Raw genomic sequence first — 14,667 nt, 5'->3', positions numbered from 1 at the left:
AAGACACAGAGAATTCTGAGGAGCATCGTGGCCGAGACCACCGCCGAGACCCCCGTCGACGAGTTCGAGGGCGTCGAGGAGTACACCACCGAGTCCGAGGTCGTCGTCGAGGGCGACTACACCTCCGAGTCCCTTGCCGGTCGCTTCGGTGACCCCCAGCCGGCCGCCGGCCTGGGCCGTCGCAAGAACGCCATCGCCCGCGTCCGGATCGTTCCGGGCACCGGCAAGTGGAAGATCAACGGTCGCACCCTTGAGGACTACTTCCCCAACAAGGTGCACCAGCAGGAAGTCAACGAGCCCTTCAAGCTCCTTGAGCTCGACGGCCGCTACGACGTCATCGCCCGCATCTCGGGTGGCGGCGTCTCCGGCCAGGCCGGCGCCCTGCGCCTCGGCGTGGCCCGTGCGCTGAACGAGGCGGACGTGGACAACAACCGCCCGGCGCTGAAGAAGGCCGGCTTCCTCTCCCGCGACGACCGTGCGGTCGAGCGCAAGAAGGCCGGTCTCAAGAAGGCCCGTAAGGCTCCGCAGTACAGCAAGCGTTAATCTGCGCCTGCTGTTCTGCAACGAAACCGCCCCGGCAGCACTCTCTGTGCTGCCGGGGCGGTTCGTTTACCGCCACAAGCGGCAAATACCTGACACAAGCGGTCATACGCGAAGCGCAAACTCGGGAGGACAACAGTGGGACGACTCTTCGGGACGGACGGTGTACGCGGCGTCGCCAACGCGGATCTGACGGCGGAGCTCGCGCTCGGCCTCTCCGTGGCGGCTGCCCACGTACTCGCCGAAGCAGGCACCTTCGAGGGCCACCGGGCGACCGCCGTGGTCGGCAGGGACCCCCGGGCCTCCGGTGAATTCCTCGAGGCCGCGGTCGTGGCCGGCCTCGCGAGCGCGGGCGTGGACGTCCTGCGCGTCGGTGTGCTGCCCACCCCGGCGGTGGCGTATCTCACCGGTGCGCTGGGTGCCGACCTCGGCGTGATGCTCTCCGCCAGCCACAACGCCATGCCCGACAACGGCATCAAGTTCTTCGCCCGCGGCGGCCACAAGCTCGCCGACGAGCTGGAGGACCGCATCGAGTCCGTCTACGAGGAGCACCGCACCGGTGCCCCCTGGGACCGGCCCACCGGGGCCGGTGTCGGCCGCGTCTCGGACTACACCGAGGGCTTCGAGAAGTACGTCTCCCACCTCATCGGTGTCCTCCCCAACCGTCTCGACGGCCTGAAGATCGTCCTCGACGAGGCGCACGGCGCCGCCGCCTACGTCTCGCCCGAGGCGTTCGCCCGGGCCGGCGCGGAGATCGTCACGATCGGCGCCGAGCCGGACGGCCTGAACATCAACGACGGCTGCGGCTCCACCCACCTCGGCCTGCTGAAGGCGGCCGTGGTCGAGCACGGCGCCGACTTCGGCATCGCGCACGACGGCGACGCCGACCGCTGCCTGGCCGTGGACGGCAACGGCGCGGAGGTCGACGGCGACCAGATCCTCGCGGTGCTGGCGCTGGCCATGCGCGAGGCCGGCCAGCTGCGCGAGAACACCGTGGTCGGCACCGTGATGTCGAACCTGGGCTTCAAGCTGGCCATGGAGACCGAGGGCATCCAGGTCGTGCAGACCGGCGTCGGCGACCGCTACGTGCTGGAGTCGATGAAGGAGCACGGCTACGCGCTCGGCGGCGAGCAGTCCGGCCACGTGATCATCCTCGACCACGCGACGACCGGCGACGGTACCCTGACCGGCCTGCTGCTCGCGGCCCGCGTCGCCGCCACCGGCACGTCCCTCGCCGAGCTGGCGGGCGTCATGCAGCGGCTGCCGCAGGTCCTGATCAACGTCCCCGACGTGGACAAGTCCCGGGTCGCCACCTCCGCCGAGCTGGCGGCGGCCGTTTCCGACGCCGAGCGCGAGCTGGGCACCACCGGCCGGGTCCTGCTGCGTCCCTCCGGCACGGAGCCGCTCGTACGGGTGATGGTCGAGGCCGCCGACATCGAGCAGGCCCGCGCGGTCGCCGGCCGGCTCGCGGACGCCGTGAAGGCGGCGCTCGGCTAGCGGGCGCCGCCGCCAGGCCTGTGGGGCGCACCCGGTGTGCAGGACCATCCGGTCCTGCCGGGTGCGCCCCGGCAGTTTCCGCGGTGACTACAGCTTGCGCAGGCTCAGCTTCTGGACCTTGTGGTCCGGTCCCTTGCGCACGACGAGGGTGGCCCGGCCCCGGGTGGGCGCCACGTTCTCCAGCAGGTTGGGCCGGTTGATCGTCCGCCACATCGTCTGCGCGTACTCCATGGCCTCCTCCTCGGAGACCTGCGTGTACTTGCGGAAGTACGAGAAGGGGTTCTGGAAGGCGGTCTCGCGCAGCTTGCGGAAGCGGCTGAGGTACCAGCGCTCGATGTCCTCCGGGCGGGCGTCCACGTACACGCTGAAGTCGAAGTAGTCGGCGAGGGCGACGCGGGTGCGGCCGTCGGTGCCGGGGAGCGCCGGCTGGAGCACGTTGAGGCCCTCGACGATGAGGATGTCCGGGCGGCGGACGACGAGCTCCTCGCCCGGCACGATGTCGTAGATCAGGTGCGAGTAGACCGGGGCCCGCACCTCGTCCTTGCCGGCCTTGATGTCGGCGACGAAGCGGGTCAGCGCCCGGCGGTCGTAGGACTCGGGGAAGCCCTTGCGGGAGGTGAGCCCGCGCCGCTGGAGCTCCTTCATCGGGTACAGGAAGCCGTCGGTGGTCACCAGCTCCACGCGCGGGTGCTCGGGCCAGCGGGCGAGCAGGGCCTGGAGCAGGCGGGCCACGGTGGACTTGCCGACGGCGACCGATCCGGCGACCCCTATGACGAAGGGGGTGCCGGCCTGGGCGCCGTGGCCGTTGCCGGCGTCGCCGAGGAAGGTGTTGAGGGTGCCGCGGAGCTGGCTGGTGGCGCCGACGTAGAGGTTCAGCAGGCGCGAGAGCGGCAGGTACACGTCGCGGACCTCGTCGAGGTCGATGACATCGCCGAGGCCGCGCAGGCGCTCCACCTCCTCGGCGGTCAGCGGCAGCGGCGTCCGCTCGCGCAGGGCGCTCCATTCGGCGCGGGTGAGGTCGACGTACGGCGAGACCTCGGGGCCGCGGCGGTGCGCGGTGCGCGGGGGCTGCCCCTCCCGGCCGGAGTGCTCCGTTGCACCCCCGGGCGTGTTGCTTCGTGGCGGCGAAGTGATCACACCGCCATTGTCGGGGCTCGGGGACGGTTGTGGGTGGTGGGGTCGGTCACGTGACCAAAGGGACGGGCGGCGGCAACCGTCTCGATTCGGGGGGCGCGCGGTCTCGCCCCGGTCACGATCGGCCCGCAACGGCGTGTTTGGGCGGGTGCATGTCAGTGGCGGCACGTACCTTTGATCACCGAGGCTCCGGCGAGCCCCTGGGGAGGGGGCGCCGTACGAGCCGTCCCGATCGTCACCGCGTCACCCTGTGGGGGAGATTCTTCGTGCGCAGCACCCTGGTCCGCCGTTCCGTCATGACCGCCTCCGCCGTCTCGCTGGCCCTGCTGGCCACCGCGTGCGGCTCCGACAAGGCCGACACCACGGCCGACACCAAGCCGTCCGAGGCCGCCGCGACGTCCGCCGCCCCGGCCGCCAAGGGCAAGACCGACGCCGAGCTGGCGCCCCTCCTGCTGACCCAGGCCGAGGCCCCCAAGGACACCCTCGTCAAGGCGCCCACCGCGGACCAGCTCAAGGCGCTGGCCGCCACCACCGACAAGGCGGAGTGCAAGCCGCTCGTCCAGGCCGCCTCGATGGACCCGCAGGGAACCTCCACCGGTGTGGCGCGCACCCAGGTCGCCGGCACCTCCGGCAAGGCCGCCGACCCGAAGGCCTCGGAGGCCGACAAGCTGAAGGCCGGCCTGGAGATGCTCACCGGCGCCACCGGTACCGGCGTGACGCTGACCTCCTACGACGGCAAGGGGGCCGAGGAGGCGTTCGGCGCGTTCAAGAAGGCGGGCACCGCCTGCGCCGGCGGCTACACGATGCAGCAGGACGGCGAGGCCGTGAAGATCAACAAGGTGGTGGCGGGCGACGCCGTCACGGCCGGCGACGAGGCCGTCTCCTTCGTCGCGGACTTCGGCGACGGCGAGACCGCGATGGCCGTACAGCTGATCGTGGTCCGCAAGGGCAACACCCTCGCCACGTTCTCGGTGCAGAACCTCGGCGGCAAGCCGGCGCTCCCGAAGGACGTCATCGACGCGCAGGCCAAGAAGCTCGGCTGAGGCACCGCCCCACCCGTCGTCGACCCCGCTCCGGCCCATGCGCCGGGGCGGGGTTTTCGGCGTGTTCAGGTACGGGGCAGACGGCCAACTACGGCGTACGCTGCGCCCTATGTGCGGAATTGTGGGTTACGTGGGAGCGCAGTCTGCGCTCGATGTGGTCATCGCCGGACTCAAGCGACTGGAGTACCGCGGCTACGACTCGGCAGGGGTCGCCGTACTCGCGGACGGCAGCCTGGCCGCGGCCAAGAAGGCCGGCAAGCTCGTCAATCTGGAGAAGGAACTGGTCGCGCACCCGCTGCCGGCCGGTTCCACGGGACTCGGACACACCCGGTGGGCGACCCACGGCGGGCCCACCGACACCAACGCCCACCCGCACCTCGACAACGCGGGGCGCGTGGCCGTCGTGCACAACGGCATCATCGAGAACTTCGCCGCGCTCCGGACCGAACTCGCCGAGCGTGGACACCGCCTGGACTCCGAGACCGACACCGAGGTCGTCGCGCACCTGCTGGCGGAGCAGTTCTCGGCCACCGGCGACCTCGCCGAGGCCATGCGGCAGGTGTGCCGGCGCCTCGAAGGCGCGTTCACCCTGGTCGCCGCGCACGCCGACGAACCGGACGTGGTGGTCGGCGCGCGCCGCAACTCCCCCCTCGTGGTGGGCGTCGGCGAGGGGGAGAACTTCCTCGCCTCGGACGTGGCCGCCTTCATCGCCCACACGCGGTCCGCGATCGAGCTGGGCCAGGACCAGGTCGTCGAACTCCGCCGCGAGGGCGTCACCGTGACCAACTTCGACGGTTCGGTCGCCTCCGTCCGCGCCTACCACGTGGACTGGGACGCCTCCGCGGCCGAGAAGGGGGGATACGACTACTTCATGCTCAAGGAGATCGCCGAGCAGCCGAAGGCCGTCGCCGACACCCTCCTGGGCAGGATCGACGCGAGCGGCTCGCTGACCCTGGACGAGGTGCGCATCCCCGCCTCGGTGCTCAGGGAGGTCGACAAGGTCGTCATCGTGGCGTGCGGGACGGCCTACCACGCCGGCATGATCGCGAAGCTGGCCATCGAACACTGGACCCGCATCCCGTGCGAGACGGAGCTGGCGAGCGAGTTCCGCTACCGCGACCCGATCCTGGACCAGCGGACGCTGGTGGTCGCGATCTCGCAGTCCGGCGAGACCATGGACACCCTGATGGCGCTGCGCCACGCACGCGAGCAGGGCGCCAGGGTGCTGGCCATCTGCAACACGAACGGCTCGACGATCCCGCGCGAGTCGGACGCCGTGCTCTACACGCACGCCGGCCCCGAGGTCGCCGTCGCCTCGACCAAGGCCTTCCTGACCCAGCTGGTGGCCTGCTACCTGGTCGCGCTGTACCTCGGACAGGTCCGCGGCACCAAGTGGGGCGACGAGATCGAGGCGGTGGTCCGCGAGCTGTCCGACATCGCCGCCGCCGTCGACACCGTCCTGGAGACCATGGAGCCGGTACGGGAACTCGCCCGGTCCCTCGCCGACAAGAACACCGTCCTCTTCCTCGGGCGGCACGTCGGCTACCCGGTGGCCCTGGAGGGTGCGCTCAAGCTCAAGGAGCTGGCGTACATGCACGCCGAGGGCTTCGCGGCGGGCGAGCTCAAGCACGGGCCGATCGCCCTCATCGAGAAGGACCTGCCGGTGGTCGTGGTCGTCCCCTCGCCGCGCGGCCGCTCCGTGCTCCACGACAAGATCGTGTCGAACATCCAGGAGATCAGGGCCCGGGGGGCGCGGACCATCGTGATCGCGGAGGAGGGCGACGAGGCGGTCGTACCGTACGCCGACCACCTGATCCGCATCCCGGCGACGCCGACGCTGCTCCAGCCGCTGGTGGCGACGGTGCCGTTGCAGGTGTTCGCCTGCGAGCTGGCCACGGCCCGCGGCAACGAGGTGGACCAGCCGCGTAACCTCGCTAAGTCCGTGACCGTGGAGTAGCCGGGTAGTGGGGAAGTCCTTGTGATTGTCGGCGTCGGGATCGATGTGGCGGAGATCGAGCGGTTCGGCGCGGCCCTGGAGCGCACGCCGAACCTCGCCGGACGGCTGTTCGTCGAGGCCGAGCTGACGCTGCCGAGCGGCGAGCGGCGCGGTGTCGCCTCGCTCGCCGCCCGGTTCGCCGCCAAGGAGGCACTGGCCAAGGCGCTCGGCGCGCCCGCCGGTCTGCTGTGGACCGATGCCGAGGTCTACGTGGAGGACACCGGGCAGCCGCGGCTGCGCGTGTCGGGGACGGTGCAGGCACGGGCGCTGGAACTGGGCGTGAAGTCCTGGCACATCTCGCTGAGCCACGACGCCGGTGTGGCCTCCGCGGTGGTGATCGCGGAGGGTTGACCCATGCGTACTGCTTACAGCGTGGAGACCGTACGGGCCGCCGAGCGGGAGCTGATGGCCCGCCTGCCGGAGGGCGCCCTGATGCTGCGGGCGGCGGCCGGTCTGGCCGCCGTGTGCGCCGGCCTGCTGGCACGGCGCCGCGGCCGGGCCTACGGGTCCCGGGTCGTGCTGCTCGTCGGCCCCGGCGACAACGGCGGCGACGCCCTGTACGCCGGCGCGCGGCTGGCCCGGCGCGGGGCCGCGGTGACGGCCGTGCCGATGGACCCCGGACGGATGCACGCGGGCGGGCTGGTGGCGCTGCGGGCCGCCGGCGGGCGGGTGGCGCAGGCCGTACCGCAGCGGGCGGACCTGGTGGTGGACGGCCTGCTCGGGATCGGCGGGCGGGGCGGGCTGCGGCCCGCGGGCGCCGCGCTCGCGGAGCGGATCCCGCCGGGGGTCCCCGTGGTCGCCGTGGACCTGCCCAGCGGTGTGGACGCCGACACCGGGGAGGTGGCGGGCCCGGCCGTCACCGCCGATGTGACGGTGACCTTCGGCGCGTACAAGCCGGGTCTGCTGATCGACCCCGGGGCCTCCCGGGCGGGCGCGGTGCACCTCGTGGACATCGGGCTGGAACTGCCGGAGCCCGAGGTGGAGGCCCTCCAGCACGCGGACGTGGCGGGGCTGCTGCCGGAGCCGACGGCGTCGAGCGACAAGTACCGGCGCGGCGTCGTCGGGATCGTCGCCGGATCGGCGCAGTACCCGGGAGCGGCCGTGCTGGCCGTCGCCGGGGCCCTTCGCGGCGGCGCGGGCGCGGTCCGCTACGTCGGCCCGGCCGCGGACTCCGTCCTGGCGCGCTACCCCGAGACACTGATCGGGCCCGGCCGGGTCCAGGCGTGGGTGATCGGCCCGGGGCTGGGGGAGGGGCGCGCCGGTGAGGTCGCCGACGTCCTGGCGGGCGACGCGGCGGTGCTGGTCGACGCGGACGGGCTGCGCGGCCTGGACCCGGCGGTGCTGCGCGCACGCACCTCCCCCACCCTGCTGACCCCGCACGCGGGCGAGGCGGCGGCGCTGCTCGGGGTGTCGCGGGAGTCGGTGGAGGCGGGCCGGCTGGCGGCCGTACGGCGGCTGGCGGAGCGGTACGGGGCCGCGGTCCTGCTGAAGGGGTCGACGACGCTGGTCGCCTCGGGCGGCGTCCGCGCGGTCCGCGTGAACCCGACGGGCACGCCGTGGCTGGCGACCGCGGGCAGCGGGGACGTGCTGTCCGGGCTGGCCGGGTCCCTCCTGGCGGGCGGGCTGTCCGGGGCGGACGCCGGCTCGGTGGGCGCGTACCTGCACGGCCTGGCGGCCCGCCGCACCGGCGGCCCCCTGCTGGCCCACCAGGTCGCCGAGGCCCTGCCCGCCGCCTGGCAGGACACCACCCACCCCTGACCTGCGGGTCCGGGCGGACCCCGGGAAACGGAGAAAGGTCCGCCTCTTCGGGCGCCCGCACCAGGGACCGGCGGGGGATTCTGAGAGACTGTGGGCGATGAACGAGACACCGACGCGCGTGTACGCCGAGATCGATCTTGACGCCGTACGGGAGAACGTGCGCGCACTGCGCGAGCGGGCGCCCCGGTCCGAGCTGATGGCCGTCGTCAAGGCGAACGCCTACGGGCACGGGGCAGTGGAGTGCGCCAGGGCCGCCCAGGAGGCCGGCGCCGCCTGGCTCGGCACCGCCACCCCCGACGAGGCCCTCGCGCTGCGCGCCGCCGGCATCGAAGGCCGCATCCTGTGCTGGCTCTGGACCCCCGGTGGGCCCTGGCGGGAGGCCGTCGAGGCCGACCTGGACGTCTCCGTCAGCGGGATGTGGGCCCTGGACGAGGTGCGCGAGGCCGCCCGCGCGGCCGGCCGCACCGCACGCATCCAGCTCAAGGCCGACACCGGTCTCGGCCGGGGCGGCTGTCAGCCCGCCGACTGGGAGGCCCTCGTCGGCGCGGCCGTCGCCGCCCAGGCCGAGGGCACCGTCAAGGTCACCGGCGTCTGGTCGCACTTCGCCTGCGCCGACGAACCCGGCCACCCCTCGATCCGGCTCCAGCTCGACGCCTTCCGCGAGATGCTCGCCTACGCGGAGAAGGAGGGGATCGACCCCGAGGTCCGGCACATGGCCAACTCGCCCGCCACCCTCACCCTCCCCGAGTCGCACTTCGACCTGGTGCGCCCCGGCCTCGCCGTCTACGGGGTCTCGCCCGCCCCCGAGCTCGGCACCCCCGCCCAGCTCGGCCTGCGGCCCGCCATGACGCTCAGGGCCTCCCTCGCGCTGGTCAAGACCGTCCCCGCCGGGCACGGCGTCAGCTACGGCCACCACTACGTCACCGGCGAAGAGACCACCCTCGCGCTGGTCCCGGCCGGCTACGCCGACGGCATCCCCCGCCACGCGTCGGGCGCCGGCCCGGTGCTCGTCGGCGGCAGGATGCGCCACGTCGCCGGACGCGTCGCCATGGACCAGTTCGTGGTCGACCTGGAGGGAGACCCGGCCCGCGTCGGCGACGAGGTCGTCATCTTCGGGGACCCGGAGCGCGGTGAACCCTCCGCCGAGGACTGGGCACAGGCCGCGCACACGATCGCGTATGAGATCGTCACCCGTATCGGTGGACGTGTGCCCCGGGTGTACCTGGGCGGCTGAGCGGAGTGAGGGCGGCGGCGTGAGCGAGAACTGGCGCAGGGCCGGCTGGGCCGGCGCCGCGATCGGCGTGATAGCCGCAGGCGCGGCGGCCGGTGTCGCGGTCGAGCGGATCACCGTCGGGCGCGGCATGCGCAGGAAGGCCCGCCTGGCCCTCGACGCCGCCGGGGACTACGGCTCCCTGCGCGGCACCGAGGGGACCTGCCGGGCGGAGGACGCCACCGAGCTCCACTACGAGGTCGACGAGCTGGTCGAGGACGGCAAGCGGCGCCGGCTGCGGCGCAAGCCCGAGCCCCGGGCCACCGTCGTCTTCTGCCACGGCTACTGCCTGTCCCAGGACTCCTGGCACTTCCAGCGGGCGGCCCTGCGCGGCGTGGTCCGCGCCGTCTACTGGGACCAGCGCAGCCACGGGCGCAGCGCGCGCGGCCTGGCCCAGGCGGACGGCGAACCGCTGACCATCGAGCAGCTCGGCCGGGACCTGAAGGCCGTCGTCGACGCGACCGCCCCCGAGGGCCCGCTGATCCTCGTGGGTCACTCGATGGGCGGAATGACCATCATGGGATTCGCCGAGCAGTACCCCGACCTCGTGCGCGACCGCGTCGTCGGCGTCGCCCTGGTCGGTACCTCCGGCGGCCGGCTCGACGAGGTGACCTACGGGCTCCCCGCAGTGGGCATGGGCGCCGTGCGCAGGATCCTGCCGGGCGTGCTGAAGGCGCTCGGATCGCAGGTGGAGCTGGTCGAGAAGGGCCGCCGGGCCACCGCCGACCTCTTCGCCGGCATGATCAAGATGTACTCGTTCGGCTCGCGCGACGTGGACCCGGGCGTCGCCCGCTTCGCGGAACGGCTCATCGAGGCCACCCCGATCGACGTCGTCGCCGAGTTCTATCCGGCCTTCCAGACGCACGACAAGAGCGCCGCGCTCCAGCAGTTCGCCGGCATCCCGGTCACCGTCGTCGCCGGGGACAAGGACATGATCACCCCGCCCGGGCACAGCGAGGCCATCAAGGACCTGCTGCCCGCCGCCGAGCTCGTCGTCCTGGAGTCCACCGGGCACCTGATGATGCTGGAGCGCCCCGAGACCGTGACCCGGCTGCTCACAGAGCTGCTGGCCCGCACCGGGGCGGTGGCGGTCCCGGTAGCGACTAACGTTGGCGTGCATGGAAGAAGTACCGCTGGAAGCACAGCGCAGCCAGGCACCGGCAGCTGAGTCCGGGCACGGCACACAGACCCGGATCACCGTTGACTCCCCCCAGGCGATGCAGCAGCTGGGCCGCCGGATCGCCGGCCTGCTCCGCCCCGGCGACCTCGTTCTGCTGACCGGCGAACTGGGCGCGGGCAAGACCACCCTGACCCGCGGCCTCGGCGAGGGCCTGGGCGTGCGCGGGGCCGTGACCTCGCCGACCTTCGTGATCGCCCGCGTGCACCCCTCGCTGACCGGCGGTCCGGCGCTGGTGCACGTGGACGCGTACCGTCTGGGCGGTGGGCTGGAGGAGATGGAGGACCTCGACCTCGATGTTTCGCTGCCCGAGTCCGTGGTCGTCGTCGAGTGGGGCGACGGCAAGGTCGAGGAGCTTTCCGACGACAGGCTGCACGTGGTGATCGCGCGGGCAGTCGGCCACGAGGAGGTCCTGGACGACGTACGCGAGGTTTCGGTGCACGGTGTGGGAGCGCGCTGGAACGCCGGAGCGGGGCTGGACGCCCTGGCCGGGGCGGTCTCGCGGTAAACGTACCGACAACTCGTCGGCAAGATATTGCGTTGGCGGCAGCCCTCGTGATGACATGGTACCGAGAGTTTCTTAGGTATGCCTAAGTACGGCGTCCCGGGGTCCAGGAGGCAGCCATGTCGGCACCAGCAGGAGCACAGCGCCACCCCCGCCCGTCCGCCGTCTCCATGCACGCCCTGCTGGCCGCCGGTATCGCCGCCAACGCCGTCTCCACGCCGCCCTCGCGCGAACAGCGCACACCGCACGAGGGCGAGCCCGACGGGGGCGTACGCGAACAGGCCGCTCCGGAGTCCGAAGCGGCCTGACGGACCCGTCGCACACGTCCGGCCTCGGCCGGTCGCCCGTTCGGGTGAAGCAAGGGCGTCCCGTCAGGGAATGACGACGACCTTGGAACTGATCGTTGCGAAGGCCCACATCGCATCGCCGTCGGCGCGCGCCATACGGATGCCGCCGGTCTTCTTGCTCGGGTCGGGCTCCGGGGTCGTGCCGTCCACCCGGGCACTGAATCCGACCGCCACGCCCTCCTGGGTGGCGAACCGGACCACGTGCTCGATCGGCACCCCGTCGGAGCCCGTCACCGAGCCCGAACGCGAACCGACGAGGTAGGTGCCCGGCTTCGGGTGCACCGTGCTCGGCACCACCGGGAACGACCTCGGCTGCTGCTGCTGCGCGGCGTCCCCCACCAGCCACACCCGCTTCTGGCCCACCGAGTACACGACGCGCACACCCGTGCCGGAACCCTCCGGAACGGGCACCGGCTTCGCCGGGTCCTGCTTGCCCGCGGCCGCCGGGCTCGCCGCCGGAGCCGGCTCCGGCGCGGCCGCCTTCGGGGGATGCGTCGGCGCCGTCGCGGATGCCTGGTAGCCGAGGAAGCCGACGGCGGCGATCGCCGCGGCGGTGAGCCCGGCCACGATTCCCGAGCTGCTGCGTGCCACCTTGCTCCACCTCTCCGCGCTGACGTGATCCCTCGTGATCTCTCCGTCGAAAGGTAGCAGCCGCCCCGCTCCACGACCGGGCGCAAGGGGTGCGGCCGCCGGAGTCGTAGGCTGTTCGCGTGCTCTTGCTCGCTGTAGATACCGCCACGCCCGCCGTCACCGTCGCCCTGCACGACGGCGAGGCCGTCCTCGCCGAGTCCGGCCAGGTCGACGCCCGCCGCCACGGGGAGCTGCTCATCCCCTCCGTGGACCGCGTCCTCGCCGAGGCCGGACTGAAGCTCGACGCCGTCACCGGCATCGTCGTCGGCGTCGGCCCCGGCCCCTACACCGGGCTGCGCGTCGGCCTCGTCACCGCTTCCACCTTCGCCGCCGTGCTGGGCGTGCCCGTCCACGGCCTGTGCACACTCGACGGCCTCGCCTACGCCGCGGGAACCGCCGGGATCGAGGGCCCCTTCACCGTCGCCACCGACGCGCGGCGCAAGGAGGTCTACTGGGCCCGCTACGAGGACCCGCGCACCCGTGTCGGGGAGCCCGCCGTGGACCGCCCGGCGGAGATCGCCGAACAGGTCGCCGGCCTGCCCGCGGTCGGCCAGGGCGCGCTCCTCTACCCCGAGGTGTTCCCCGACGCCCGGGCCCCCGAGCACCAGTCGGCCGCCGCACTGGCCTCCCTCGCGGCGGAACGACTCGCCGCCGGCGCGGAGTTCCTCCCGCCGACCCCGCTCTACCTGCGCCGCCCCGACGCGCAGGTCCCCAAGAACTACAAGGTGGTCACCCCGCAGTGACCACGGCCGAGACGGTTCTGCGCGAGATGCGCTGGTGGGACATCGCACCCGTGCTGGAACTGGAACACGACCTCTTCCCCGAGGACGCCTGGTCCGCCGGGATGTTCTGGTCCGAACTGGCCCACGCGCGCGGCCCGCAGGCCACCCGCCGCTACGTCGTCGCCGAGACGGCCGACGGCCGCCTCGTCGGCTACGCCGGGCTGGCCGCCGCCGGCGATCTGGCCGACGTACAGACCATCGCGGCCGCCCGCGACCAGTGGGGGACCGGGCTCGGCGCCCGGCTCCTGACCGACCTGCTGCGCGCAGCCACCGCGTTCGAGTGCGCCGAGGTGCTGCTGGAGGTGCGCGTGGACAACACCCGCGCCCAGAAGCTCTACGAGCGCTTCGGCTTCGAGCCCATCGGCTTCCGGCGCGGCTACTACCAGCCGGGCAACGTCGACGCGCTCGTCATGCGCCTGACCGACCCCGCACAAGCACGAACTGAGAGCAGTGAGAGCAATGGCTGACGAACCGCTCGTCCTCGGCATCGAGACGTCCTGCGACGAGACCGGCGTCGGCGTCGTCCGCGGCACCACCCTCCTCGCGGACGCCATCGCGTCGAGCGTCGACGAGCACGCCCGCTTCGGCGGCGTCGTGCCCGAGGTGGCCTCGCGGGCTCACCTGGAGGCGATGGTCCCCACCATCGAACGCGCCCTGAAGGAGGCCGGCGTCAGCGCCCGCGACCTCGACGGCATCGCCGTCACGGCCGGACCCGGCCTCGCCGGGGCGCTGCTGGTGGGAACCTCCGCCGCCAAGGCCTACGCCTACGCCCTCGGCAAGCCCCTTTACGGCGTCAACCACCTGGCCTCGCACATCTGCGTGGACCAGCTGGAGCACGGGCCGCTGCCCGAGCCGACCATGGCGCTCCTGGTGTCCGGCGGCCACTCCTCGCTGCTGCTGGCCCCCGACATCACCTCCGACGTACGGCCGCTCGGCGCGACCATCGACGACGCCGCGGGCGAGGCCTTCGACAAGATCGCGCGCGTGCTGCAGCTGGGCTTCCCCGGCGGCCCGGTCATCGACCGGCTCGCGAAGGAGGGCGACCCCAAGGCGATCAACTTTCCGCGCGGCCTGACGGGCTCGCGCGACCCCGCGTACGACTTCTCCTTCTCCGGGCTGAAGACGGCCGTCGCCCGCTGGATCGAGGCGAAGCGGAACGCGGGCGAGGAGGTGCCGGTGCGCGACGTGGCGGCGTCCTTCCAGGAGGCCGTCGTGGACGTGCTGACGCGCAAGGCGATCCGCGCGTGCAAGGACGAGGGCGTCGACCACCTGATGATCGGCGGCGGTGTCGCCGCCAACTCCCGGCTGCGTTCGCTCGCCCAGGAGCGCTGCGACGCCGCGGGGATCACCCTGCGCGTGCCGCGGCCGAAGCTGTGCACGGACAACGGCGCGATGGTGGCGGCCCTCGGCGCGGAGATGGTCAGGCGGAACCGTCCGGCCTCCGACTGGGACCTGTCGGCGGACTCCTCGCTGCCGGTCACGGACCCGCACGTGCCGGGCACGTCGCACGAGCAGGGTGAGGGCCATAGCCACGCGCACGGCCACGGCCACGGTCACGGTCACTCGCACGGTCACGACCACGACCACGTGCACGAGCTGAGCAAGGACAACCTGTACTCGTGAGCACCGTCGCGCTGATGTGGGAGGCCCGGGCCGCCGACGGCCGGGGCAACGAACTGCTGGAGTGGGCCCGGGCCCAGATCCTGGCCCGGGAACCGGTGCGCCGCGAGGTGCTGCGGGCTCCACAGGACCGGGTCCTCGTTATCACCTGGTGGGAGACGGCCGAGGGCATCGCGGCCGACCTGCCCGAACTGCCCGAACCGGCCGCCGACCTGATCACGCGGGCGGTGCACCGCTGGCGGTTCGAGTCGGTGGAGACCGACGGGGCGTAGCCGACGGAGCCGCGGGCGGGGATCAGCCGGAGCGGCTTCCGGCGGGCGGCCGGCCCGACGCTTCGGGCCCGACGCTTCGGGCCGGCCAGCCCCGCC

General features: G+C 72.9%; 16 protein-coding genes. 14 read left to right on the top strand and 2 right to left on the bottom strand.

What is annotated here, in order from left to right:
- The first annotated feature begins 27 nt into the window (after window positions 1-27).
- The gene (gene rpsI / locus AAT21_RS25205) at window positions 28-543 is read left to right on the top strand and encodes a 30S ribosomal protein S9 (RefSeq protein WP_030773858.1); all 516 of its coding nucleotides are present in this window, start codon (window positions 28-30) and stop codon (window positions 541-543) included.
- A gap of 135 nt (window positions 544-678) precedes the next feature.
- Window positions 679-2,037 carry a phosphoglucosamine mutase gene (gene glmM / locus AAT21_RS25200; RefSeq protein ID WP_046779237.1) on the top strand — a complete coding sequence of 453 codons (1,359 nt, stop codon included), beginning with the start codon at window positions 679-681 and terminating at the stop codon, window positions 2,035-2,037.
- Between the two features lie 87 nt (window positions 2,038-2,124).
- On the opposite strand, the gene coaA is transcribed toward glmM, so the two are convergent.
- Window positions 2,125-3,174: a type I pantothenate kinase gene (gene coaA / locus AAT21_RS25195; RefSeq protein ID WP_046779236.1), complete on the bottom strand. Its 1,050-nt coding sequence runs from the start codon at window positions 3,172-3,174 to the stop codon at window positions 2,125-2,127.
- A 263-nt stretch (window positions 3,175-3,437) separates the two neighbouring features.
- On the opposite strand from coaA, the gene AAT21_RS25190 reads away from it, so the two are divergent.
- From AAT21_RS25190 to AAT21_RS37045, 8 genes are all read left to right on the top strand, one after another.
- The gene (locus tag AAT21_RS25190) at window positions 3,438-4,214 is read left to right on the top strand and encodes a hypothetical protein (protein WP_052757983.1); all 777 of its coding nucleotides are present in this window, start codon (window positions 3,438-3,440) and stop codon (window positions 4,212-4,214) included.
- Between the two features lie 109 nt (window positions 4,215-4,323).
- Entirely contained in the window at window positions 4,324-6,171 is a 1,848-nt protein-coding gene (gene glmS / locus AAT21_RS25185) for a glutamine--fructose-6-phosphate transaminase (isomerizing) (protein WP_046779235.1), read from the top strand.
- 21 nt (window positions 6,172-6,192) lie between these two features.
- Window positions 6,193-6,561, top strand: a complete 369-nt coding sequence (locus AAT21_RS25180; protein WP_030959046.1) for a holo-ACP synthase — start codon at window positions 6,193-6,195, stop codon at window positions 6,559-6,561.
- A 3-nt stretch (window positions 6,562-6,564) separates the two neighbouring features.
- Entirely contained in the window at window positions 6,565-7,968 is a 1,404-nt protein-coding gene (locus tag AAT21_RS25175) for an NAD(P)H-hydrate epimerase (protein WP_046779234.1), read from the top strand.
- Window positions 7,969-8,065: 97 nt separating this feature from the next.
- Window positions 8,066-9,202, top strand: coding sequence for an alanine racemase (gene alr, locus AAT21_RS25170; RefSeq protein WP_046779233.1), 1,137 nt, complete (start codon window positions 8,066-8,068; stop codon window positions 9,200-9,202).
- Window positions 9,147-10,406, top strand: coding sequence for an alpha/beta fold hydrolase (locus tag AAT21_RS25165; RefSeq protein ID WP_079025951.1), 1,260 nt, complete (start codon window positions 9,147-9,149; stop codon window positions 10,404-10,406). Before alr ends, AAT21_RS25165 begins: the two co-directional genes overlap by 56 nt.
- On the top strand, window positions 10,357-10,923 hold the full coding sequence (gene tsaE / locus AAT21_RS25160; protein ID WP_268768202.1) for a tRNA (adenosine(37)-N6)-threonylcarbamoyltransferase complex ATPase subunit type 1 TsaE: 567 nt from the start codon (window positions 10,357-10,359) through the stop codon (window positions 10,921-10,923). The genes AAT21_RS25165 and tsaE overlap by 50 nt, the downstream gene beginning before the upstream one ends.
- A gap of 116 nt (window positions 10,924-11,039) precedes the next feature.
- The gene (locus AAT21_RS37045) at window positions 11,040-11,228 is read left to right on the top strand and encodes a hypothetical protein (protein ID WP_107081378.1); all 189 of its coding nucleotides are present in this window, start codon (window positions 11,040-11,042) and stop codon (window positions 11,226-11,228) included.
- A gap of 63 nt (window positions 11,229-11,291) precedes the next feature.
- Here the strand turns inward: AAT21_RS37045 and AAT21_RS25155 are convergent, their stop codons facing one another.
- The gene (locus AAT21_RS25155) at window positions 11,292-11,858 is read right to left on the bottom strand and encodes a hypothetical protein (protein ID WP_046779232.1); all 567 of its coding nucleotides are present in this window, start codon (window positions 11,856-11,858) and stop codon (window positions 11,292-11,294) included.
- A gap of 119 nt (window positions 11,859-11,977) precedes the next feature.
- On the opposite strand from AAT21_RS25155, the gene tsaB reads away from it, so the two are divergent.
- Genes tsaB through AAT21_RS25135 form a run of 4 tightly spaced genes read left to right on the top strand, consistent with a single transcriptional unit; the run spans window position 11,978 to window position 14,571 of the window.
- The gene (gene tsaB / locus AAT21_RS25150) at window positions 11,978-12,640 is read left to right on the top strand and encodes a tRNA (adenosine(37)-N6)-threonylcarbamoyltransferase complex dimerization subunit type 1 TsaB (protein ID WP_046779231.1); all 663 of its coding nucleotides are present in this window, start codon (window positions 11,978-11,980) and stop codon (window positions 12,638-12,640) included.
- A gap of 26 nt (window positions 12,641-12,666) precedes the next feature.
- Window positions 12,667-13,146, top strand: a complete 480-nt coding sequence (rimI, locus tag AAT21_RS25145; protein WP_030653711.1) for a ribosomal protein S18-alanine N-acetyltransferase — start codon at window positions 12,667-12,669, stop codon at window positions 13,144-13,146.
- The gene (tsaD, locus tag AAT21_RS25140) at window positions 13,139-14,302 is read left to right on the top strand and encodes a tRNA (adenosine(37)-N6)-threonylcarbamoyltransferase complex transferase subunit TsaD (RefSeq protein ID WP_046779230.1); all 1,164 of its coding nucleotides are present in this window, start codon (window positions 13,139-13,141) and stop codon (window positions 14,300-14,302) included. Before rimI ends, tsaD begins: the two co-directional genes overlap by 8 nt.
- The gene (locus AAT21_RS25135) at window positions 14,299-14,571 is read left to right on the top strand and encodes a hypothetical protein (protein ID WP_235439217.1); all 273 of its coding nucleotides are present in this window, start codon (window positions 14,299-14,301) and stop codon (window positions 14,569-14,571) included. The genes tsaD and AAT21_RS25135 overlap by 4 nt, the downstream gene beginning before the upstream one ends.
- The last annotated feature ends 96 nt before the right edge of the window (window positions 14,572-14,667 follow it).

The organism is Streptomyces yangpuensis (assembly GCF_001005295.1).
Taxonomy (GTDB): Bacteria; Actinomycetota; Actinomycetes; order Streptomycetales; family Streptomycetaceae; genus Streptomyces; species Streptomyces yangpuensis.
The sequence above is the reverse complement of the archived record's forward strand: the minus strand, read 5'-3'. Positions and strand labels throughout refer to the sequence as shown.

Coding starts and splice junctions, on each gene's coding strand:
- glmS (WP_046779235.1), top strand. CDS start 4,324: ATGTGCGGAATTGTGGGTTACGTGGGAGCGCAGTCTGCGCTCGATGTG.
- AAT21_RS25175 (WP_046779234.1), top strand. CDS start 6,565: ATGCGTACTGCTTACAGCGTGGAGACCGTACGGGCCGCCGAGCGGGAG.
- alr (WP_046779233.1), top strand. CDS start 8,066: ATGAACGAGACACCGACGCGCGTGTACGCCGAGATCGATCTTGACGCC.
- AAT21_RS25165 (WP_079025951.1), top strand. CDS start 9,147: ATGAGATCGTCACCCGTATCGGTGGACGTGTGCCCCGGGTGTACCTGG.
- tsaE (WP_268768202.1), top strand. CDS start 10,357: ATGGAAGAAGTACCGCTGGAAGCACAGCGCAGCCAGGCACCGGCAGCT.
- AAT21_RS37045 (WP_107081378.1), top strand. CDS start 11,040: ATGTCGGCACCAGCAGGAGCACAGCGCCACCCCCGCCCGTCCGCCGTC.
- rimI (WP_030653711.1), top strand. CDS start 12,667: ATGCGCTGGTGGGACATCGCACCCGTGCTGGAACTGGAACACGACCTC.
- tsaD (WP_046779230.1), top strand. CDS start 13,139: ATGGCTGACGAACCGCTCGTCCTCGGCATCGAGACGTCCTGCGACGAG.